The 22,363-nt window shown below is 44.2% G+C and carries 17 protein-coding genes and 1 tRNA gene; 7 read left to right on the top strand and 11 right to left on the bottom strand.

Annotated features, from left to right (window positions below):
- Positions 1-7 precede the first annotated feature (7 nt).
- Positions 8-1,333, bottom strand: coding sequence for an MATE family efflux transporter (locus E7Z59_RS02485; RefSeq protein ID WP_136334708.1), 1,326 nt, complete (start codon positions 1,331-1,333; stop codon positions 8-10).
- A gap of 11 nt (positions 1,334-1,344) precedes the next feature.
- Entirely contained in the window at positions 1,345-1,857 is a 513-nt protein-coding gene (locus tag E7Z59_RS02480; RefSeq protein ID WP_136334707.1) for a GNAT family N-acetyltransferase, read from the bottom strand.
- A 124-nt stretch (positions 1,858-1,981) separates the two neighbouring features.
- Here E7Z59_RS02480 and E7Z59_RS02475 point away from each other — a divergent pair.
- The 4 genes from E7Z59_RS02475 (at position 1,982) to E7Z59_RS02460 (ending at position 6,556) form a co-directional block, all read left to right on the top strand.
- Positions 1,982-2,055 (top strand) — tRNA-Ala (locus E7Z59_RS02475).
- 670 nt (positions 2,056-2,725) lie between these two features.
- Positions 2,726-2,980 (top strand): GIY-YIG nuclease family protein, encoded by a 255-nt coding sequence (locus E7Z59_RS02470; protein ID WP_136334706.1) that lies wholly within the window; start codon positions 2,726-2,728, stop codon positions 2,978-2,980.
- Between the two features lie 314 nt (positions 2,981-3,294).
- The gene (locus E7Z59_RS02465) at positions 3,295-4,842 is read left to right on the top strand and encodes a M20/M25/M40 family metallo-hydrolase (RefSeq protein ID WP_136334705.1); all 1,548 of its coding nucleotides are present in this window, start codon (positions 3,295-3,297) and stop codon (positions 4,840-4,842) included.
- A 223-nt stretch (positions 4,843-5,065) separates the two neighbouring features.
- Entirely contained in the window at positions 5,066-6,556 is a 1,491-nt protein-coding gene (locus tag E7Z59_RS02460; protein WP_168731224.1) for a carboxypeptidase-like regulatory domain-containing protein, read from the top strand.
- A 66-nt stretch (positions 6,557-6,622) separates the two neighbouring features.
- Here the strand turns inward: E7Z59_RS02460 and E7Z59_RS02455 are convergent, their stop codons facing one another.
- Positions 6,623-7,903, bottom strand: a complete 1,281-nt coding sequence (locus E7Z59_RS02455; protein ID WP_168731223.1) for a M56 family metallopeptidase — start codon at positions 7,901-7,903, stop codon at positions 6,623-6,625.
- Positions 7,904-7,913: 10 nt separating this feature from the next.
- Entirely contained in the window at positions 7,914-8,294 is a 381-nt protein-coding gene (locus E7Z59_RS02450) for a BlaI/MecI/CopY family transcriptional regulator (RefSeq protein ID WP_136334702.1), read from the bottom strand.
- 224 nt (positions 8,295-8,518) lie between these two features.
- Between E7Z59_RS02450 and E7Z59_RS02445 the strand changes: the two genes are divergently transcribed.
- Complete coding sequence (locus tag E7Z59_RS02445) at positions 8,519-9,529, top strand: methyltransferase (RefSeq protein ID WP_136334701.1); 1,011 nt, start codon at positions 8,519-8,521, stop codon at positions 9,527-9,529.
- Positions 9,530-9,632: 103 nt separating this feature from the next.
- Here the strand turns inward: E7Z59_RS02445 and E7Z59_RS02440 are convergent, their stop codons facing one another.
- Positions 9,633-10,016, bottom strand: a complete 384-nt coding sequence (locus E7Z59_RS02440; RefSeq protein ID WP_136334700.1) for a four helix bundle protein — start codon at positions 10,014-10,016, stop codon at positions 9,633-9,635.
- 247 nt (positions 10,017-10,263) lie between these two features.
- Here E7Z59_RS02440 and E7Z59_RS02435 point away from each other — a divergent pair, with 247 nt between their 5' ends.
- On the top strand, positions 10,264-10,980 hold the full coding sequence (locus E7Z59_RS02435) for an SDR family oxidoreductase (protein ID WP_136334699.1): 717 nt from the start codon (positions 10,264-10,266) through the stop codon (positions 10,978-10,980).
- 9 nt (positions 10,981-10,989) lie between these two features.
- On the opposite strand, the gene E7Z59_RS02430 is transcribed toward E7Z59_RS02435, so the two are convergent.
- From E7Z59_RS02430 to E7Z59_RS02405, 6 genes are all read right to left on the bottom strand, one after another.
- Positions 10,990-11,982: a succinylglutamate desuccinylase/aspartoacylase family protein gene (locus E7Z59_RS02430; protein WP_168731222.1), complete on the bottom strand. Its 993-nt coding sequence runs from the start codon at positions 11,980-11,982 to the stop codon at positions 10,990-10,992.
- A gap of 107 nt (positions 11,983-12,089) precedes the next feature.
- On the bottom strand, positions 12,090-12,914 hold the full coding sequence (locus E7Z59_RS02425; RefSeq protein ID WP_136334697.1) for an alpha/beta hydrolase family protein: 825 nt from the start codon (positions 12,912-12,914) through the stop codon (positions 12,090-12,092).
- On the bottom strand, positions 12,904-15,681 hold the full coding sequence (locus E7Z59_RS02420; protein ID WP_136334696.1) for a PD-(D/E)XK nuclease family protein: 2,778 nt from the start codon (positions 15,679-15,681) through the stop codon (positions 12,904-12,906). Before E7Z59_RS02420 ends, E7Z59_RS02425 begins: the two co-directional genes overlap by 11 nt.
- 83 nt (positions 15,682-15,764) lie before the next feature.
- On the bottom strand, positions 15,765-17,120 hold the full coding sequence (locus tag E7Z59_RS02415) for an OmpA family protein (RefSeq protein WP_136334695.1): 1,356 nt from the start codon (positions 17,118-17,120) through the stop codon (positions 15,765-15,767).
- Between the two features lie 108 nt (positions 17,121-17,228).
- Entirely contained in the window at positions 17,229-18,422 is a 1,194-nt protein-coding gene (kbl, locus tag E7Z59_RS02410; protein WP_136334694.1) for a glycine C-acetyltransferase, read from the bottom strand.
- Positions 18,423-18,454: 32 nt separating this feature from the next.
- A complete protein-coding gene (locus tag E7Z59_RS02405; protein ID WP_136334693.1) occupies positions 18,455-21,589 on the bottom strand; it encodes a UvrD-helicase domain-containing protein in 3,135 nt (1,044 codons plus the stop codon).
- A gap of 124 nt (positions 21,590-21,713) precedes the next feature.
- Between E7Z59_RS02405 and E7Z59_RS02400 the strand changes: the two genes are divergently transcribed.
- A complete protein-coding gene (locus E7Z59_RS02400) occupies positions 21,714-22,322 on the top strand; it encodes a superoxide dismutase (protein WP_136334692.1) in 609 nt (202 codons plus the stop codon).
- Positions 22,323-22,363 lie beyond the last annotated feature (41 nt).

Genomic DNA, 22,363 nt, shown 5'->3' with positions numbered 1-22,363 from the left:
ACAATTTCTAACCCTTCCCGTGAAGGTACTTCTTACGGAACTTGATAACCAGGGCGCCCGAACGAATGAGCATCCACACAAAAAACGCCATCCAGATAGCGTGAAGTTTCCATCCCATATGATCGCCAAAAAGAAGGGTGGGGGTAAAGCCCAGAAAGGTGGCGGCCAGCAGTACATTCCTCAAATAGGCTGCCTCCCCGAGTCCTTTGAAGATACCGTCGAACATAAAGGCAATAGCATTGACCGGCTGCATGATCAGGACGATCCAGAATACGGTGGCAAACAGGGCCAGTACCTCGGGATCTTTGTTGAAGATCATTCCTATATCCCGGTAGAAAATACCGCAAATGGTCATGAGTATGATAGCGACGACAATGGCGTATTTGCTGATATCTTTGCTGAGGTTCCAAAGTCGGGTGTAGTCTTTTGCGCCCAGTAATTTTCCCGAAATGGCGTTCCCTGCACTGGCATACCCGTCAATAAAAAAGGAGAAGAACAACCAGATATTCATCAGGATACTTTGAGCAGCTATATAGTTCTTGCCGTAGTCGGTGGCATAGGCATTGGCAAGGTAGATGGCAAAATTAAGGGCTGCGGTACGCACAAATAAATTCGCGCTCATGACCAACAGGTCGCGCATGCGAGGGTTGATGTTCAGGCTGATCTTCAGCGAAAATGGGGTCTTTTTAAAATAGAACCAGAAGGCCATACATAACATGACGAATTGGGCGGCTACACTGGCCCAGGCAGCACCCTCCAGGTGCATGGCGGGAATAAGATCGTTCCATCCGTACACCAGCAAATAATCGAGGATCACATTCACAACAGCCCCGGTAAGACTGCAACGCATGGCCCAGGAGGTGTTTTGCATGCCGCGGAATACCCCGAATATCGCAAAGGTAACCAGGGTAAGCGGATACCCGAGTGCCCTGATACGATAATAAGAAGCGGTATAATCGAGGATAAGTCCTTCAGCATTGTAAAGCCGAAAGATGGCCTCGGCGGCAAAGGCCGTGGTAAAATAGATGACCAGGCTGAACATAAAATTGAATGCCAGGGCCTGGGGCACCAGGGTTTTTACAGCATTTAACCGATTAGCCCCCAAATGCCGGGAAACGATGGCCGAAATGGCAGTCTTGGTCTGGGCTACGATCCAGATAATGGCCGAGAGAAAAGAGCCTACAATACCGGCAGCGGCCAGCGCCTCTACTGCGTTATCATCTACATTCCCGATCACGGCAATGTCGGTCAGGGAGATCAGGGGTTCGGCAATACCCGCGATAATGGCCGGAATGGCCAGGCGATTGATCTCTTTAAAACTAACCCTCGACATAGTAGCTGTAGTTATGACCCCAAAGGTAACTCATAACAATAAAACGGAAATTTACTCTGCTTTGGGAAAAAGATCTCTCCCAATCTCTGATAACCTCTTTGTTCGTAAAACCGCTGGTTGCGCTCATTCTTGCTAAAGGTATCGAGCCTGACAGAGGTGATGTTATTCTCACGGGCCATGTTTTCTGCGTAGTCCATTAGCGTTTGGGCAAAACCTTTCCCCTGCTGATCAGGATGTACGGCCAGGCGATGGATGTAGTATTGCTCTCCGTCTTCAGTGAGCCATTCTATGTCTTTGTAAAACTCGTCGGCCAGGGTAGAGATCACAATACATCCGATAAGCTTTCTGCCCTTTTCAAGCACATAAAGTTCCTGCCGTTCTACGTCGTGTTCAAAGGCTTCCCGGGAAGGGTAATACCCGTTCCATTGGTAGATGCCTTGCAAGCGCATTTTCTGGGCACAGGCTTTGGTGATCTGGAGGATATTGTCAATGTCTTTAAGGGTTGCCTTTCTGATGGTATGCATAAATAGTAAAGGTTGGTTCGATTCGCGGGGCCTAAAGGTAGCTATTTTCCTGCACCGTGAAAGTCTGAAAATTTTGTTGGCGATATATTGAAAAAAAATATCTATATTCGCAGCCGAATCCAATGGGGATGTAGCTCAGTTGGCTAGAGCGCTTGACTGGCAGTCAAGAGGTCGTCGGTTCGAATCCGATCTTCTCCACCTTCGCCCTCCATAGCTTTTCGTCAGAAAAGCGACGGAGGGTTTTTCATTTCTAATCCTTTTGTTTTTTGAATTTTTAGCTAGTCGGGCTTCGGTGGACGCGGTCCACTAGGCAGTGCATCTGAGTTTAGCGTGGGTTTAAATTGGGCTATAAGGTTGGCTATTACAAAGATCTAAAATTTGAGATCAATGCTCGGGCTTCGGTGGACGCGGTCCACTAGGCAGTGCATCTGAGTTTAGCGTGGGTTTAAATTGGGCTATAAGGTTGGCTATTACAAAGATCTAAAATTTGAGATCAATGCTCGGGCTTCGCCCTCCATAGCTTTTCGTCAGAAAAGCGACGGAGGGTTTTTCATTTCTAATCCTTTTGTTTTTTGAATTTTTAGCTAGTCGGGCTTCGGTGGACGCGGTCCACTAGGCAGTGCATCTGAGTTTAGCGTGGGTTTAAATTGGGCTATAAGGTTGGCTATTACAAAGATCTAAAATTTGAGATCAATGCGAGGGCTTCGCCCTCCATAGCTTTTCGTCAGAAAAGCGACGGAGGGTTTTTCATTTCTAATCCTTTTGTTTTTCGAATTTTTAGCTAGTCGGGCTTCGGTGGACGCTGTCCACTCCATAATATTCGGCTTGTCATATTGTAGAAAATAATCGAAATGATTATTTTTATTCTATGACATTGACTTCAAAATTTTGGACGGTATATCTATTGAGGTGTGAGGATGGGTCTGTTTACAAGGGGTGTACAGCAGATTTGTCAGAGCGTCTACAAAGACATCAAAAGGGAGAAGTAAAGTACACAAGAACTAGGCTACCTGTAGAACTTATAACCTACCTCGTCTTTCAAGATAAATACAAAGCTTTCCAATTTGAGCGGTATTTGAAGACAGGGTCTGGAGCAGCTTTTGCTCGTAAAAGGTTATTGTGAAATGATATTTTTCATATCGGGTAAATCAAGACCGAGCGTATAAAAATGGGCAATCCGACATGTCTTTTAATAGCATGAGTACTATAACTTATCCACCCCTTCAGTCTATGCCCTTGGCGTTATCCTTCGCACCATCTGGCTCTCACTGTTTAAGGTTCACTACATCTCGCACTAACGCTCGGCCCTCCCCCTTAGGGAGAAGGAGATCGTGTCATTCACGGAATTACTACACGTAAGTTTTAACTGATAGTTGAGGTAACATAACACAGCAATTGCGAGATTTGTCTATATTTAGGCGCCAAATTAATACAACCATGAACAAAACAGCACGTTACCTATCTGCCTTAGTATTCCTTCTAAGCCTCAGCCTTACTGCACAAGACCAGGCGGTCATTGATCAGATCGTTAAGGAAGCCAATGAAAATTCGCAATTGGAGCGATTAGGACAGGAATTGATGGACGGGATCGGACCACGACTGGTGGGTTCTCCACAAATGAAACAAGCCCATGACTGGGCCGTAGATACCTATGCCTCCTGGGGAATTCCTGCGCGTAATGAAGCCTATGGCACCTGGAGAGGATGGGAAAGAGGTATTACCCATATCGATATGATCCATCCAAGGGTACAAAGCCTGAAAGGTACCCAATTGGCCTGGAGTCCGTCTACCTCTAAAAAGGGGGTGACTGCCGAAGTAATATTACTTCCGATGGTGAAAGACTCTGCTGAGTTTGCCCAATGGCTGCCTAATGTAAAAGGAAAGCTGGTAATGGTGTCAAAACTGGAAACTACCGGGAGACCTGATTATAACTGGGAAGAATTTGCTACGGAAGAGTCGTTTGAAAAGATGAAAGCAGAACGGGAGAAAGCGGATGAAGCCTGGGGACAAAATATGCGCAATACAGGTTATACCTCGAGATCCATTCATGAACCTTTAGAAAAGGCCGGGGCTGTCGGTATTGTGAGTTCTTATTGGTCTAAAGGATTTGGGGTAAGTAAAATTTTTAGCGCCAGAACGAAAGAAATCCCTGTGGTTGACCTGGAAATGGAAGATTATTCCCTGGTGTACCGTCTGGCAGCCAGAGGAGAAACCCCCAAACTGACTATCGTTGCGCAATCTGAAGAATTGGGAGAAGTGCCCACCTTTAATACCATTGCTGAGATCAAAGGAAGTGAAAAACCGGACGAATATGTGATCCTTTCTGCCCACTTTGATTCATGGGATGGCGGAACCGGGGCAACAGACAATGGTACCGGAACGCTGGTGATGATGGAGGCTATGCGTATCCTTAAAAAGGTTTATCCCAACCCTAAAAGAACCATCCTGGTAGGGCACTGGGGAAGTGAAGAACAGGGGCTAAACGGTTCAAGGGCCTTTGTTGAAGATCATCCTGAGATCGTAGAAAATGTTCAGGCATTATTTAACCAGGACAACGGAACCGGACGCGTGGTACGTATCTCAGGTCAGGGCTTTTTGCATGCCTATGATTATTTGGGAAGATGGCTGCATGCGGTACCCGAAGACATCACCAGGCATATTGAAACCACTTTTCCCGGCACCCCGGGGCGTGGAGGTTCTGACTATGCCTCCTTTGTAGCTGCCGGAGCCCCTGCTTTCGGTCTGAGCTCTCTGAGCTGGTCGTATTGGAACTACACCTGGCATACCAACCGCGATACCTACGACAAAATTATTTTTGATGACGTTAGAAATAACGCGATCCTGACCGCTATTCTGACCTATATGGCTTCTGAAGATCCTGAAAGAACTTCTCGGGAAAGAATCGTTTTACCAGTGAGTAAACGAACCGGGGAGCAGTTGGAATGGCCGGAAATGAAGGGACCTACCAGAAAGGGAGGGTTTTAAGTAATAATCCGTGATAAGTACCATCAAAATTTAATTTAGAATACTTGTTTGATTTTGACCACGTAGGAGGACCTCCGCGGTAGCTTCTTGGGTATTTGGAGTTAGCTGGCCATGTAAGCAATGATACGCCCAGGATGTTATTCTAATCTTAAATTTTTAATAGCGCATGAGCATTTAAAAAGGTAGGGTTATATTTACAGGAAGACATTTCAAATTCCTGATCTTGAAAAAATTAGTCCTCCTTCTCGGTTTAGTTCTTGGCACTTCTTTGTTTACCAAGGCGCAATCGGTGTCGGGTAAGATCGTTGATGAGGCGCAAAACCCGGTACCCTATGCGACCATTCAAATGGGCGACCGTTATGGGGTGATCTCCAACATCGATGGAGAATTTACCCTGGTGGTACGTGAGCCGGCTGAAACAGATACGGTGATCATATCGTACCTCGGTTTCGAGTCGCTGAAGATTCCCGCAGTCCAATTCACAGAAAAGACCTATGTGCTGAAAGAGCAGGTAACCGAGTTGGATGAGGTGTTGGTTAGTAATAAACAGCTCTCCCCTGAAGAGATCATAGCCAAAATGTTGGACGCAGCTCCTCAGCTCTATGCCGGGGACGATCGCTCCCAGGTCTTTTTTATGAGAAACCAGGAGAACCAGCGACTTATTGACTTTACCTTCGAGATCGATAAAGCCAGTAAATCGTCAAGGGCCGACCTGAAAACGATCAACCAGGAGATCGGGGAGCTTACCGAAAGCATTGTAGGTTCCAGGTTCAGGTTTTTTACCGAGTATTACGGCGATTATATCAAATGGGAAGATTCGTCCAAGCTTAAGGTGGAGAAGGCTGTTATCCTGAAAGACAAGGACAGAGACATGTCTGCCGAGGAAATTACCAAAAAACTCATCAATACGGTAAGACCTTATTTGGAGAATGACGCCACCTATAAGGTCAAAACCGGGATTATAAAGATTGAAGATTCTCTTAAAACAGATGAGATGTTCGAGGAGGATATCGATTCGGTTAAAGGCAAAACCAGGTATGTGAAAAGCAGCCTGAGGTGGCGGTTAAAAGGGCATAACGAATTTTATAAGGATGATGATCTTGATTTCTTCCGGAAACAGAACCGCTATGAGTATACCCTAGAAGGGTATTCCAACATCGGAGGGGAGTCGGTGTATGTGATCAGCTTTACCCCTGATCGGGGCAGTGCCCAATTCAGAGGTAAAATGTACATCAACGTCTTTGATTTTGCCCTGATGCGGCTCGAATATGAAATGCTGGAAGGAGAGCGCCTTCAAAATATCAACCTGAAGTTTCTCCTGGGCATTAAATACAGGGAAGATCGGGTAAAAGTGACTTCGGAATACCGGAAGAACAAGGAAGGAAAGTATTACCTGAAATTTGGAAGAAAGAGCTCCGGTATGTACGCCTATATAAGCAGGCCCCTCAAATTTATCAAGAACCGGACAGAAGCTTCTAGTGACCGACAGGTGTTTAAAATGGATTTCACCTTTGAGATCGACAATGTGTCGTCTTCAGAGATCTATATTGTAGAGAGCAGAGAAATTACCGCAGATGATTATAAGTCGTTTGAAACCCAGGAGAATTTTGAACCAGTTGAGATCGAAGCGTACGATGCCTCTATCTGGGAAGGGTATAATATCATTGCTCCCATTGAAGCGATCAGGACCTATGGGAAGACTGAGGTCTATTGATTTAAAATAAAACTCCCTGTTTACCGAATGGAAACAGGGAGTGCAATTTAGGTTGTGTCATGACGATCATTTGGTCTCTATGATCACCACCCGGTCATAGTCACCATCGGTATACTTTTTGATCTCTTCCTGCAAGCCGATTATATTCACAGATTTTATGTTTTCTTTTCCGATAGACGAAACTTCGAAGTCATCTTTTTGTATTTCACCATCAACTACGAATAGCTTTCTGGCATCTTCATAATTGATCTTTTTAGCCACCTGAACTACCTGAGGTTTGGTAACAATTTCAAATTGGTCTCCATGCTCGCCTTTTACAATATTAACGGTCTGAATATTTTTGGCGCCAATTTTGTTCACCTCGGCCTTGCTGACCTCTTTTCCATCTACTACGAAGGTTGCGTCATCGAAATTCATGTCTTCCATAGATAACGGGGGTGGCGGTGGCGGAATATTCATTTCCTCTTTTGCCGCTTCTGGCTCCTCAGCATTGGTGCAGGCTATAGCTAAGCATAACAACATGGTAATTGGAAGTAATACCAACAGCCTCAGGCCGGATCCTGGGTTAACATTTGATTTACTCATCATAAGAATTCGTTTTTTGATTAATGAATGATTGAAGTTAGAAGAAAGGCAGATGAGTCTTCCTTCTGCGATTTGATTTAGCAACAGTACCTGGTAGGTGGTTTTATCTACGCCGGTTTGCAGGACTCCGTCATCTGCTAAATATTCGTGTATCAGGACGATCTTGTTCTTTATGGTCCATGCCAAAGGATGAAACCAGAAAAAGGCAATGAATAGTTCGGCAAGGATGATATCGATAGAATGGAATTGTCTGGCATGAACCTGTTCATGGGTGAGTACCTGCTCATAACGTTCTTCTTCTACCAGTTTTTCGTTGATAAAAACATAGTTAAAAAAGGAGAATGGTGCCATGATCGAAGGGTGCTTAATGAGTACCAGCTCTGAGCTGCGTTCAATGCCGGCCCTTCTGTATATTTTATACATTTTTATGAATTGCCATAAGAACCGCAGTAACATGAGAGCTAGCACAATGGTATATACAGTACCTAAAACAGTCCATAGGTCTATGCTTTTCTCTGTTGAGGTTACTTGCGAAGAAGTCAGGATCTCAAGGCTTTCCAGATCACTAAAGTTTTCAGTAACAGCATTATTTTCAAGCCCTAACGAAAGGGCAAAGGGCTGAAAAGGCAGCAGGAGGGAGCCGCATAGGGTAAAGATCAAATAAACCCGGTGTGCCCATGCGGGAATGGCTTCATTAAAAGCCAGCTTATACACCCCGTAAAAGAGGGTTAAACTTATGGATGTCCATATTATGTAATACATTGGTTCCATCTTACTTCTTTTGATTTTTAATCTCTTCTTCCAACATATTCTTAATGGCCTCCAATTCACTCAGATCAACATCTTTGTCTTTGACAAAATGAGACACCAATTGGTTTACAGACCCGTTAAAGAGTCCGGTTACGGTAGCCCTTAAAACATTGCGGCTGTATTCTTTTTTTGAGATCACGGGATAGTAAACATTGGTTTTTCCAAAGGTCTTATGTGAAAGGTACCCCTTTCTTTCCAGTACCTTGATCACGGTTGCCACTGTTGTATAGGCAGGTTTTGGCTCCGGTAATTGATGCAGAACATCACTGATGGCTCCTTCTCCGATCTCCCAGATCACTTTCAGGATGTCTTCCTGCGCTCTTGTTATTTCCTGTAACTGCATATTAGGTGGTAATTGCTTAAAGTAAAAGTACTATAATTATTTTATATCTACTACAAATATAGTAGATTTTGTTAAATATCAAAATGAACTCCTTTATCAGAACGCTTTTCCAGGTAGTAATACCTCGGCAATTTATTATGCTATTTTCCTGTGTGTCAAGGGGTAAGATTCCTTTTTAAAAGCCGTAACTTTATGATAATAAGGCAGTTAAAAAGTTCTATCTCATGAATAATCAACCCACTCCTCATCAACAACTTGTTCAAATGATCTCCGGATATGCCATCAACCAGGCACTGTATACGGCAGCAAAGCTTGATCTCGCCGAGTTGATAGCCTCCCATCAAAATATGTCGGTGGAAGACCTAGCTGCTAAGGCGGGTGCCCAGCCGAAGGCCTTGTACCGCCTGTTAAGAGCCCTGGCCTCTGTAGGGGTGTTCAGGGAGAACGAGGAAGGACAATTTTTGATGACCCCAATGGCTGAGTGTTTGCGGTATGCTCATCCGCAAAGTGTAAAGGCGATGGCCCTGGGAATAGGTAAGGTAATGTATCCGGCTTTCCAGGAACTTTTGTATAGTGTGAAAACCGGAAAGGGAGGCTTTGAGGTGCATCACGGAATGCCCGTCTTTGAATATTTTAATGTGCATCAGGATGAAGCAAAGATCTTTGATCGTATGATGACCGACATCCATGGAGGAGAAACCCGCCCCATGATTGACACCTATGATTTTTCGGGCTTTAAGACCATCGTTGATGTTGGCGGGGGTAACGGGGAGGTTTTATACCAGTTATTCAGAAAGCATGCTCATTTAAAGGGTATTTTGTTCGACCTGCCCCATGTGGTAAAAAGATCTGCAGAGAATATGAAAAGCTGGGGCATGAAAGACCGGGCAGACTGTGTAGGAGGTAATTTCTTTAATGAAGTGCCGGCCGATGGTGATGCCTATATACTCAGGCATATTTTACATGACTGGAATGATGAAGACGCCGTCAAGATTTTAAGTAATTGCTGTAAAGCCATGAATCCAAAAGGTAAGGTACTGGTAGTAGAAGCGGTTATCCCTCCCGGAAACGACCCTCATCCGTTTAAATGGCTGGACCTGACCATGCTGCTCATAGGTGGTAAAGAACGTACCAAGGAAGAATTTGAGGAACTATTTGACAGGTCATGCCTGAAGTTAGAAAGGGTTGTTCCTGTGACGCCTGAGGTGAGCGTGGTGGAAGCCGTGAGGAAGTGAGTTTGAGGGACGAGTTTCAGTTTGGTGGGGAGGACGCACTGTAGCATCATTAACATTTAGACAATTAGTAGAAGTGCTTGCGGTTAAAAGGAGTATTGTGAAATTAGCCCCATTCGGCTTTATGACTCCCGTCTTTATGTTTTATTCGATTTGTTCGAATCATAGCGAACAACATTCTGGAGATTTCATCAAGTTCCTTAAAACGACTGTTTAAAAATGAGTCTTCAATGGTGTCGGCATCTTTTAAATAGTCCAAAATGGAAGCGCATTCCAGTGTTGATCCTCTTGCAATTGTATAAAAATGTGCCTGATACCTGGGAGTAATTCTACCTGAACCTTCAGAAATGTTAAGTAATATGCTGAAGGATCCACGGTTAAGTTGGTCTAAAATAAAGGGATCGTTTGACAGTCTCTTGGAGTATTTTCTTAGGCTTAAATTAAATGACTTTGCCTTGTTGTACACCTCTAATTTTTCGAAAATAAACATTGTATTTTTATTATAAATATAGTAAATTTTCTATATAGAATTTTATCAATAAACAATTCCTCAAACTCGTTCCTCAAACTCGTTCCTCAAACTCGTTCCTCAAACTCGTTCCTCAAACTCGTTCCTCAAACTCGTCCCTCAAACTCGTTCCTCAAACTAAAGATGAGAATCTTTAAAGGGAATGGTTTTTAGATGATTTTTTGAAAGCCCTTTCAAAGCTGTATCTTTAAGGTAAAAAACAAGACTTATGGAGATCAAAGACAAGGTAGCTTACATTACAGGAGGTACAAAGGGAATTGGTTATGGTATCGCAAAGGTATTGCTCGATGCAGGTATGAGAGTAGCTATTAGTGGTCGTAATGAGGCGGATGCGGTGAAAGCCGCTGCCAATTTGAGTAATGATGCGGAACGGGTGCTCGGACTTGGGTCTGATGTACGAGAGCTGAAATCAGAGCAAAAAGCGGTTACAGCTATCCTGGAGAAATTCGGACAATTGGATCTTGTTCTTGCCAATGCAGGATTGGGGCATTTTGCCCCTGTAGATGAAATGGATCCTGAGCATTGGGTTCAGATGATTGAAACCAATCTTACCGGTGCATTCTATACCCTGAAAGCTTCGGTAGAAGCATTGAAAAGCTCCAAAGGATATTATATGACTCTTGCCAGCCTTGCCGGCACTAATTTTTTCCCAACGGCTGCAGGCTACAATGCTTCTAAATTTGGGGTTGTCGGATTTACCCAGGCGGCCATGCTTGATCTCAGGCAGTATGATATCAAAGTAACCACGATCATGCCGGGTTCTGTAGCCTCGCATTTTAATGGTCATACACCCGATTCAGAGGCTGATGCCTGGAAGATTCAGCCGGAAGACCTTGGAGAGCTTGTAGTGGACCTGCTCAAGATGCATCCCCGTACCCTGCCAAGTAAGGTAGAGGTCAGGCCAACACGTCCTGACAAGAAATAGGTTCCGGAGTTAAGTGATGCTGCAATCGATCTTTTCGATCTGGTGTGCAAGGTTTAAAATGGCACTCCCGGATTGCGCAATGGGGTTTACATTCTTTGCCAGCACCAGGCCCGCATTGGGTGCAAAGAATTCCCGGTTGAGCTCCCCGAAAATATTGCGAACCTCTGCGATCTTCTCGCCTTCTTCGACATGGGTTAGGATTTCAGGGAAGACGGTCAAGATGCCTCCTGCATTTGAGCGCAGCCAGGAGGAGCGTTCAACAAGCCACGTGTCTTCCAGGGTACAAGATATGGGGGTAGGAACCATTTTCAGGTAATGCATGACGTTCCAGATACCCACAATGGCATCGTTTACTACATCGGGTTGAAAAATGGAGGGATCTTTTAATTCCAGGGTAAGCGATTTTATACCCAGGGAGGAGGCATAACCCCTGAGAGTTTGTTCATCGGGAGTACTGTGTAGAACCGCTTCGGGATTTTGTAAAAGGGCCAGGTTCTTCGTTTCCTTATCCTTAAGGTCTGCCCTGATATGCCAGCAATTTTGTTTACCGTAACCTGTGGTGTGGAGGTCTAAAAAGTAATCGAAATTTTTGATCACTCTTTCTATAAGCCGGTTGATATACAGGCTGCTGGCAATACCGTTTTCAGATCCGGGTGCCTGACGGTTCAGGTCAAAGTCATCATTAAATCGTCGCTGCCCCAGGAGCACACCCGGAACGTTGGCTACGAGGATCCCTATAACGGTGCCATGAATATCTTCGCTATTATTCAGTCGGTCAAATAGACGTTGTATCACATTGATACCGTTTAGTTCATTACCGTGCAAGGCTGCATTTAATCCAAGTATCGGACCATCCTTCTTGCCGCGGGCTACCAAAATAGGTACACGTATGGGTTCGCCCAGGCCATTATTGATGATATGAAGCCAGAATTTCGAGATCTCTCCCTTTGGAAACCTGGAGAGATCAAAATATTTGTCGGTAGAGATCTTAGTGTATTGCACGGGTTGATTCTTGGTATAATGAATAGTGCTAAATTATCAAAATAACCAATGCAGTAACCTTCTAAAAACACCCGGGGTAAAGATTTTATACTTTGAATGTCTTAGGGTTACTTTAAAAACCTCAGAGTAACATCGACCACCTCGTTAAGGTGCTGTGGTAAATGTTGACTATTCCACGGATGGGCACCTCCGAATACGTGGTCGGCTCCATCGATGAGTTGTAATTGTGCCTCAGGGTTCCAGGAGCGCAAGGCCTTTGCTTCTTTTACGTTTACAGTAGGATCTTCTGTTCCATGAACGATCAGGTGGGGCACATTGAGATTCTCTGTTGCTCTTCTGATATTGAATCGATCTTCATTGGCTATAAAGTCCTCGTAGAATTGATAGTAATGGGGCAGCTGTTGTTTTGTACGACTGTTTTCAATATAGATCACGCCTTTTTCTTTCCAGTAGGCAAGAGTCTTTTCATCGGCGAACCGTGCCTTAAAATCACTAACGCCGGCCCAACTGCTTACAGAGCTTACCCGCTTATCTTCTGCGGTCTTAATGGTAACGATACCGCCTCCCCTTGAATGCCCAACCAAGTGAAGGTCTTTGGGGTTGATGCTGGCTGCCGATGTTGTAAAATCTATAACGGTGTTCAGATCGTCCAGCTCTTTCGTAAAGTTATTCAGCGCAAAAGCTTCGGGGTCGGGAAAATCTATGGGTTGCGAAATGGTACCTCCGTTATGAGAGAAATTAAACTTTAAAAAGATAAAATTGGCAGCGGTAAACCGTTCAGCAACCAAATCCCAGCAACCCCAGTCTTTAAATCCTTTGTAGCCGTGACAAAAGATCACGGTCCGGCCATTATGGTTTTCGGGTATGTGGAGGTCAACAGGAATAGGGCGTCCGTGAATTCCGTCAAGAATGTGTTGTTGTTTAATAGTCATAACTTTTAATTTCTTTTTCTGTAAAGGGGATACCGGGGTCGCAGATCTCCCGAATGAGTTTGAATAATTTACTCTCAAATTCATCGAGGATCTCCGGAGTTACCTTATTTATGGCATTTCGGGCTCTTGGGGCATCGGCCTTGGCAAACGGCATGAATTCATTGCCAATACTTTTCAGGCTTATAATTCCGGCTTGTACCTCGCAATGCTCCGGTATACTATTACGCATCATATATACATAGCATAATACCTGGAAGGCTTTACTGTATTTGTAATCTTCAAGCATAAGATCCCAATCATAGATCTTCAGGTCTCCGGGTTGTACCGCTCCGGTCTTGTAGTCGACAACGGTCCATACCCCGTCAACTTCTTCTATGCGGTCAACCTTTCCCTTGATCTTTACCGGGAAATCAAGGCCCGGAATATCGAGTTGAACGGGAACATCGTTCTCCAGTGCCAGGATCCTGATCTTTTTGCCTTCTTTAAGACGGGCGGCTTCGTAGTCAAGATATTTTTCAACATATTTTTTTGCGACATGAAAGCTGATCAGGTTTTGTCCCCGGGCCGTCTCAGGAGCAGAATAGCTCAACGTGAAATTCTTGGTGACTACATCTACCAGATTTTTGCGAATTACAGCGATGTCATTCGGTAAAAGTTCTTTGCCGATATAAGGAGTAAAGAGTTCCTCCAGGCTATCGTGAACAATGGTACCCATGGTATTTGCAGCAACTGTTTCTTCTACCATGTCCATTTCTTTAATACCCAACACCCTTTGTTTGTAAAAATCTATGGGGTTGCGGATATAATTGGTAAGGGAGGAAGGTGAAAATCCTTCGCCGGCAACCTGTTTTAACCTGTTGAGAAGTCCTTCAGATTTGGCAAGAGTCACCAGCTCTTTAGGAGTGGTGGCAAGGGTTGGGCTTGCCAGGATTTCTCGTATCCTGTGTTTTGGATTGTTGCTTAACAGCAGTTGCTGAATGAACCTGCTTTTTTCACCACCGTCCAGGGAGTCAGTGGCTGTATTGTATAAAAGGTGTACTTTTTTGGCCCGTTGTAAGAGCCTGTAAAAGTGATAGGTGTAAACAGCGTCTTTTTCTTTATAGGTAGGGAGACCGTAATGGATCTTCAGGTCGAAAGGGAGGAAGGAATTCTGGCTTTTTCCACCGGGTAATACTCCCTCGTTCACAGAGCTGATGATGACCCTGTCAAAGTCGAGGTTTCTGCTCTCAAGCATACCCATTACCTGTAGTCCTGATAAGGGTTCTCCCTGAAAATCGATGGTTTCTTTTACCAGCAGATCGCGATACACCTGTAATAAAGCACGCAGGTCATTTACTGTGTGGTATTTTGACTGTATAGTGTCCAATTGATTAAATACCTGGAAAAACCTGTATAAATACTGCAGGTAAACAGGGTTGTGATGTTCCTGTTCGTTATAATGATCTCTTAATGTCAGCGTGAGATCACTGCAATTTTTAATGAGGTCGTTGATGTTGGCCTGGCGCAGATCGGGAAAAAGCAGGGTTATATTTGAATTTACAGCGTTACTAAACAGCTCGTGGATTCGGGTGGTGGTTACATAAATAATATTTTCCTTACTAATGGCTTCCAGTCCCTTGTTGATGAGTGACTGGGGTAGTATACCCTGAGCTGCGGGATGTGTTAAGATACTGTCAAGGTCCCGGTAATACCACTTATTATTTTGGCTCTTGTGCCAGCTTTGTATCAGGGTATCAAAAAGACTGGCAAAAGGAGTGTGTTGTAATGGGAAACCACTGGTGATATTAATATTTTCTATCTCCCCGGGTATGGCATTAAGGATGGCGGGCAATAAGGCTTCCTGCCCCAGTACCACAGCAGTATTTTCTATTGAAGCTTCTTCATGTTGAATAGAGGTCAGAAGGTTTCCGATGTATTTGGCTTGCTGTATATTACCCGGTATGCCCACAAGATCTATTTCTTTGGGTTTGTGGTAATGGTCTGCAATATATTTAAAGCCGTTTTTTTGAATATGCGGCCACTCGTTTTTAATGTTTCTTAAAAAAAGTGAGGCATCATGGTCGGCATCCTCCATAAATTCCCGATCGATATCCCAGTAGATCTCTCCCTCACAATTAGCCAGTATTTCTTGTAGGATGGCACTTTCAGCCTTGTTCAGGGCATTGAAACCTATGAAATAATGTGGTCGTTCCTGGTTGGCCTGTAAATAATATTCTACCTGCTCACTGGCTTCGCGGTAGATCATGCCCTGATAACCAAGTCCTTTGGCGGTCAGCGCTGCCGTATAGTCGTGATAGAGGGTTTTAAGCTCCTTCCAGAAATTCAGGTAATTCTCCTGTAGGGTTGTTTTTTCCTCCGCATGGGTCCAATGATCGAGTTCCTTGATGTTAAAAAGATGATCGAAAACCTTGTCCGGATCGATGAGGTATCGGTCGATCTCATTAAAATCCTGGATAGCAGTGGTTCCCCAGCTTGTAAATTCATATAGGGTATCCCTGTGTTCGTCTGGAGTTAAGCGACAATAAATTTGGTAAAGTTCAAAAAGGAGCTCCAGATTATTGGCCTGCTTTAGATTGGCAATTTCCTGTACAAACTCTTCAATACTGTAAATGGTGGGAAGAAAGGTGGTTTTTACAATGAGTCCTTTCAATTCTTTTTTGAGAAATGCCCCTGCTCGTTTACTGGGCAATACCAGAATGAGGTCTTGTAGGTTATTCGGGTGACGGGAATATATTTCTGAGATGACTTCTGCAAGGAAACTTTTCATGGACATGCTTTAGAGAAGCATAAAAATAAAAAAAACGCCCCGGAAATTCCGGAGCGCTTTTTATATAAAGAGGTATTAGTTATCTACTCTTTGATCAGGTTGATCTCAACCCTTCTGTTCTGACGTCTTCCGTCGGCAGTACGGTTAGAAGCAATTGGTTTAGACTCACCGTAACCTTCAGACTCTAAACGGTCACTTGGGATACCTGCATTTTCAAGGTACGCCTCAACTGCACCGGCTCTTTCTTTAGAGATCTTTTCATTGATCGCATCACTACCGGTAGAGTCAGTGTGACCTTCGATCATGAATCGTGAGTTAGGGTACTGTTGAAGAATTGCAATAATATCTTTCAGTACTTGCTCAGACTCAGCCTTGATAGTTGATTTTCCTGTATCGAAAAGGATGGTCTTAGCATAGCTGTTTAGAGCAGCCTGAACTTCTTCAGTAACCTCAGGACAACCCTGGTTAGCTACTGTACCAACTTTCTCTGGGCAAAGGTCATCTTTATCCGGAACACCATCACCGTCAGTATCAGGCCATGGGCATCCGTTGTTTTCAGCCGGACCAGCTTCGTTAGGACACTCATCTTTGTTGTCAGAGATTCCATCACCGTCACTGTCAGGACATCCGTTGAATTCAGCCAGACCGGCTACTTCAGGACATTCGTCAACGTTATCAGCAATACCGTCACCGTCGCTGTCAGGACAACCGTTCATATCAAGAGAACCGGCTTCGTTAGGACAGGCATCTTTAGAATCTTCGATTCCGTCACCGTCACTGTCAGGACATCCGTTGAATTGCTCCAAACCTGCAACTTCAGGACAAGCATCATCTTTGTCATAGATGCCATCACCATCAGTATCAGTTCCTCCGAACTTGATGTTAAGTCCCAGTAAATGCTGGAAATGCTCAACACCGTAATCTTCGAATACGTGCTTATAAGATGATTGAACATTGATACCGATGTTGTCGGTAAACCAGAAGTTTAAACCAAGGCCACCATTAAGGGTACCGGCACCGATCTCGTCGATCCAGGTATAACCACCCCCTACTTCGATATAAGGCTGGAACCAGGATTCTTTAACAAGATTGTACTTGATAGTACCATCAACAGCGTAGTGAGACAGATCGTCAACCTCAGTATCTCCTAATTTGTCGATACGGTTTAATGATCCTCGAACGCCTACTGAGAATCCGTCTCCGACATGGCGGGAAACAGAAATCGTAGAAATTGAAGGCAGGATGTTGTAGTGATCTGTCACGTTAAAATACTCTGCAAACCAATCTCCCGAATAAGGCTTATCTGAATTAGTTGGGAAAACGTCGATCGCGTTTATACCAAAACTAACCTGCCATGGGTTGTTGTGGTCTTGAGCATTTGCGTTGTTTACTCCTATAAACAATAGGAAAACAACTAAGATTTTGCCAAGATTTTTCATGTTCAGTTATTTAATTTTAAGTGTTATTTCCTTAACAAATGTAAGTTGTTACTACATATTAACAAAAATAAATATAGAAATTTTTAAGATATTCTTTGTAAGAATACGTTAAATGACACCTAATTCCTTACCAACTGAAGTAAAGGCACTTATGGCATCATCCAAATGTTTACGAGTATGAGCAGCCGACAATTGTACCCTGATACGCGCCATATTTTTCGGAACAACCGGGTAGAAAAATCCTATTACATAGATGCCTTTTTCTAATAATTTGTCTGCCATTACCTGTGAGAGTTTGGCGTCATAAAGCATAACAGGTACTATGGCAGAATCGCCATCAATTATATCAAATCCTGCTGCCTTCATACCCTTTTTGAAGTAATTAGTGTTTTCTTCCAGGCGGTCACGCAGTTCGGTATTTTCTGAAAGCATGTCAAACACCTTGATGGAGGCACCCACGATATTAGGTGCCAGGGAGTTAGAGAACAGATACGGTCGTGAACGTTGGCGAAGAATTTCAATGATCTCCTTTTTTCCGGTGGTGTATCCACCCATGGCTCCCCCAAGTGCCTTTCCGAGGGTTCCGGTGATGATGTCAATACGACCCATCACATTTTTTTCTTCAAGGGTTCCTCTACCAGTCTCTCCTATGAATCCTGCTGCATGACATTCATCGATCATGACCATGGCGTCGTATTTGTCTGCCAGATCGCATATCTGATCGAGGGGAGCCACCAGGCCATCCATAGAAAACACCCCGTCGGTAACGATGATCTTGAATCGGGCGCCATTGTCATTGGCCTCTTTTAGTTTGTTCTCAAGATCTGCCATGTCATTGTTCTGGTACCGGTAACGGGCTGCTTTACAAAGGCGAACCCCGTCTATAATAGAGGCATGGTTCAGGGAATCAGAAATAATGGCATCTTCAGGCCCCAGTAAGGGTTCGAAAACTCCTCCGTTAGCATCAAAAGCCGCTGCGTAGAGAATGGTGTCTTCTGTGCCGTAAAAGGAGGCGATCTTTTCTTCCAGTTCTTTGTGAATATCCTGTGTTCCGCAGATGAATCGTACCGACGACATACCGAAACCATGCGAGTCAAGGGTGTCCTTTGCTGCCTGAACTACCTCAGGATGGTTGGAGAGCCCCAGGTAGTTGTTTGCGCAAAAATTGATGACGGTTTCCCCGGTTGAAATAGTGATCTCAGCGCCCTGGGCAGAGGTGATGATGCGTTCTTTTTTATAGAGTCCTGCTTCTTTGATCTCTTCCAGCTCTTGCTGCAGATGTTCTTTGATTTTACCGTACATAAAGTTTTTTTGACAAAGTTATAAAACTCGTCCTAAGAAACCTTTTTCACAAAGATCTCTTCGTCTATGTACACTAAAAGCTTTTGAATCACCTTATAGCCCATCTCGGTAAGGGCCTTTGCATATTGATGAAGCTGTTGTTCGTGTTTCAGATCCTGACTTCCTGTCTTGTAATCAATGATCCAGGCCTGCCCTTCTCTGATCATAACCCTGTCAGGACGCATAAGTTGCCCGTTGGAGGTGATCAGTTCTTTTTCAGAGATCACCTGATAATGGCTTGTAAAGAAGGCTTTCAGGTCAGGGTGGTTGACCACCTTTAAAAGATAATGTTTTGCTTCAGGAAGGGTTTCCGAGGTCAGGCTGCCACTGTCAAGAGCATCGTTAAGTACATGGTCCAGGTCTTTAACATCCCGGATTTCAGAAAGAAGATCATGGTAGAGGGTTCCTTTTTCTATGGAAACCTCGGCTCCGGTACCCCAAAGACTTCCCGAGCGGGTAATGACATTGTAATGATTCAGGAGTCCTTTATTGGTTTGAAAGGGGATGCCTTCATTTTTAACCTGGTTTTGTTTTCCTGCCTTGTGTTGTTTTACGGGAGAACCCAGGCTATAGGTTCTGGATTGATCCCGCCACAGTCCTTTTTCTTTAAGATAACTTATAAATATTCCGGGCAGGTATTTTACCTGTTCTATTCCGTTGCGATCTGTTTTTTCTTCGCAGAAAATATAAAGTTGTTCTACCGCACGCGTAAAGGCTACATATAGCACGTTAAAGGTGTCGAGCTCCTGTTGTTCCTTATACTGCATAAGGGCTTGACTGGCGTCTTCTCCGAATTGCTCCAATTGGTTGTTCTTGTTGAGTAAGGCATAGGAGAGATTCCAGGGATTGCCGGGTATTTTTAACCATAGCTTTGGGTCTACCTCATGATAGATGTCGGCATTGGCGAACGGATAGATCACCACAGGGAATTCGAGTCCTTTTGATTTATGAATGGTCATTATTTGAACGGCATTGGCCTCATCGGGAGCCGAAAGGCTTAATTTGCTCTTTTTTGCCTCCCAAAATTCAATAAAGGCACCAATGCTTCCTGCTTCTTTCTGGGTGAATTCCAGTACTACATCAAGAAATGCCTGCAGATATGCCTCATCGCCCTGGTAGAGGCTGAATCGTTCGATGGTATATTCAATAGCATTGTAAAAGGGGAGTTGTTTGAACAGATTCAGGCTGAAATCATAGGCATTGAGAATATTCTCAGGCTGTTGCAGGGCCGCAGACAGGAAGGAGTGTATGTCATCCTCTTTTTCTGTTTCGGCCAGGTACCATAACATCTCCAGCAGGTTTTCCCGGTCTTCCTCCCGATAGGCGTAGCGTATCATGCTGACGAGGAATTTTACTTTAGGGTCGTTCTGTAGTAACAACGACTCAGAAGAGATCACCGGGATGTTGTGGTCTGTAAGGTGTTGTGCCACCAGCAGGGCGTGTTTATTTCCCCGGTTAAGGATGGCGATATCGCCATATTGATAGCCCTGTTCTAAAAGTTTTTGGATGGTGCGGGAACAGTGTTCCAGCTGCCTGGTTTCTTTGTCTTCCTCTTCCTTATCAACAAACCCGAATTCAACATAGCCCCCGGTTTTATTATTATATTCCTGCGAACTGTGATGTTCAAATAGTTCCCGATACGATGCATTGGTTAAAAAGCGGGAAACATATTTAAAGAAGTCGTTATTAAACCTGATGATCTCATCAAAGCTTCGATAGTTTCTGGGAAGATTTACAACGTGTTTCTCGATGGGGAAGGGATTGTGCTCCTTCTTGCCATACAGGTCTATGAATTGTTCGGCCTTACCTCCCCGCCATCGGTAGATTGATTGTTTGGCATCACCTACGATCATCAGACTTCCCCTTTTACCGGAGAGGCTTTCTCCTGAAAGAGCATTGGCCACCAGGGGTTTCAGGTTGTTCCATTGCATTTCTGAGGTGTCCTGGAACTCGTCAATGAAATAATTGCGGTAGCGTTCGCCTAATCTCTCATATATGAAAGGGGCAGGCTGTGCCCTGATGGCTCCTGCGATCTTATCATTGAATTCTGATATGGGGAGCAGCTGCTGTTCTTTTTTTATACGATCAAACTCTTTCTGAATGGCATTGATCAGAGACATTGGGGCAAGGTTTCTGTAGATGGCTCTCAGGAACTGGTAGCGTTCAGATGCCGATCTGATAAGGGTGATGCGTTCTGCCAGAACGGGTTGAAGCGCATCCATGGCGTCCCTGTTGCCTTTAAATGTGCCGCTGTACAGGGGTTGGGTTTCAAGGTTGTCAACCCAGACTTTCCCGGCAAAATCATACCCCAGATCGCCTTCGGCAGATCGTATCAAGAATGAGGGGATCGGAGCTTTTTTTCCGCCTTTAAAATCGGTATGTTCTATACCCGAATCCCTGATCTCGTCAAGGGTGACCCTGGCAAGATCTTTTACCTGTGATTGCAGGGAGGAAAATTCGGAACGAATTTCATCTAAGATCTTCAGAAAATCTTCGGTGCTTTTATCCTTGAGTTTGTCAAGGTAGGGCTTATGATTTTCATTAAGTAAAAGTTTACTGGTGTTAAACAGATCGCGGCTAAGGTCCCAGTGCTTGTCGTCATCTGCTTTCTCCAGGGCAAATTGTATCAGGGTTTCTGTCAGGGTTTTATTCTCACCAGCCTGGTATAAAAGATTATCAATTGCTTCTTTTAACAAGGTTTCGGTATCCATAACCACCTCAAAGTTTTGTGGGAGTTCCAGGTCTCTGGCAAATGTGCGAATAACCCGATGGGTAAACTTGTCGATGGTAACGATGTCGAAAAAGGCGTAGTTGTGAAGAATGTAATGAATCAGTTTTTGGGCCCTTTGCTGTAATTGCTGCGGCGGCAGCCCTAATTCATCATTAACGGCCAAAAATAATGGGGAAGGATGCTGTATTATTTCAGGATCTGAAAATTCAGAAAGGCTTTCCAGAATACGTTCCTTCATCTCATTTACAGCCTTATTGGTAAAGGTAATGGCCAGCACGTTTTTAAAGAGGTCCTTACTGCCCGACTGTAAGATGGTACAAAGGTATTCTTTAACCAGGGTGAATGTTTTACCGGAGCCCGCTGAGGCATTATAGATCTGAAATTTGGCTTCCTGCACGAGATGATGGTTTTGGTGCAAAATAGTAAATCGGCTGGAGTTCTTAACAATTTCTTAGAGTATAATGTCTTAGATTTCCTTAAATTTGATCAACAAAATCACTAACAATTAAATCACTGAAAATATGGCATTTGAATTACCAAAATTACCTTATGCATATGATGCATTAGAACCTAATATAGATGCAAGAACCATGGAAATTCACCATACCAAGCATCACAATGGGTACACTACCAAGTTGAATGCTGCCGCAGAGGGTACTGATCTGGAAGGAAAGTCTATTGAAGATATCCTGGCTAACCTGGATATGTCGAATATGGCAGTTCGTAACAATGGAGGTGGTTTCTATAATCACTGCCTGTTCTGGGAAGTAATGTCTCCCGACGGAGGCGGGAAGCCTTCAGGTGAGCTGGCCGATGCGATCAATGCTGCATTTGGCTCTTTTGATGGATTTAAAGAGAAATTTTCATCAGCAGCGGCTTCACAATTCGGTTCTGGATGGGCTTGGTTGTGTGTGCACAAAGGAGGTAAAGTGGATGTATGTGGAACCCCAAACCAGGATAACCCGTTGATGCCCGGAGTAGGGTGTGGCGGACATCCAATCCTTGGGATCGATGTTTGGGAGCATGCGTATTACCTGAACTATCAGAACCGTCGTCCTGATTATATTGAACACTTCTTTAATGTGATCAATTGGGATAAGGTAGCTGAGTACTACGCAGCGAATAAATAAGAAGTTATTTCACTATAGTTAAAAAGCGGCCTTCGGGTCGC

Source organism: Robertkochia marina (assembly GCF_004799345.1).
GTDB lineage: Bacteria > Bacteroidota > Bacteroidia > Flavobacteriales > Flavobacteriaceae > Robertkochia > Robertkochia marina.
This window is presented reverse-complemented; position numbering and strand designations above follow the sequence as displayed.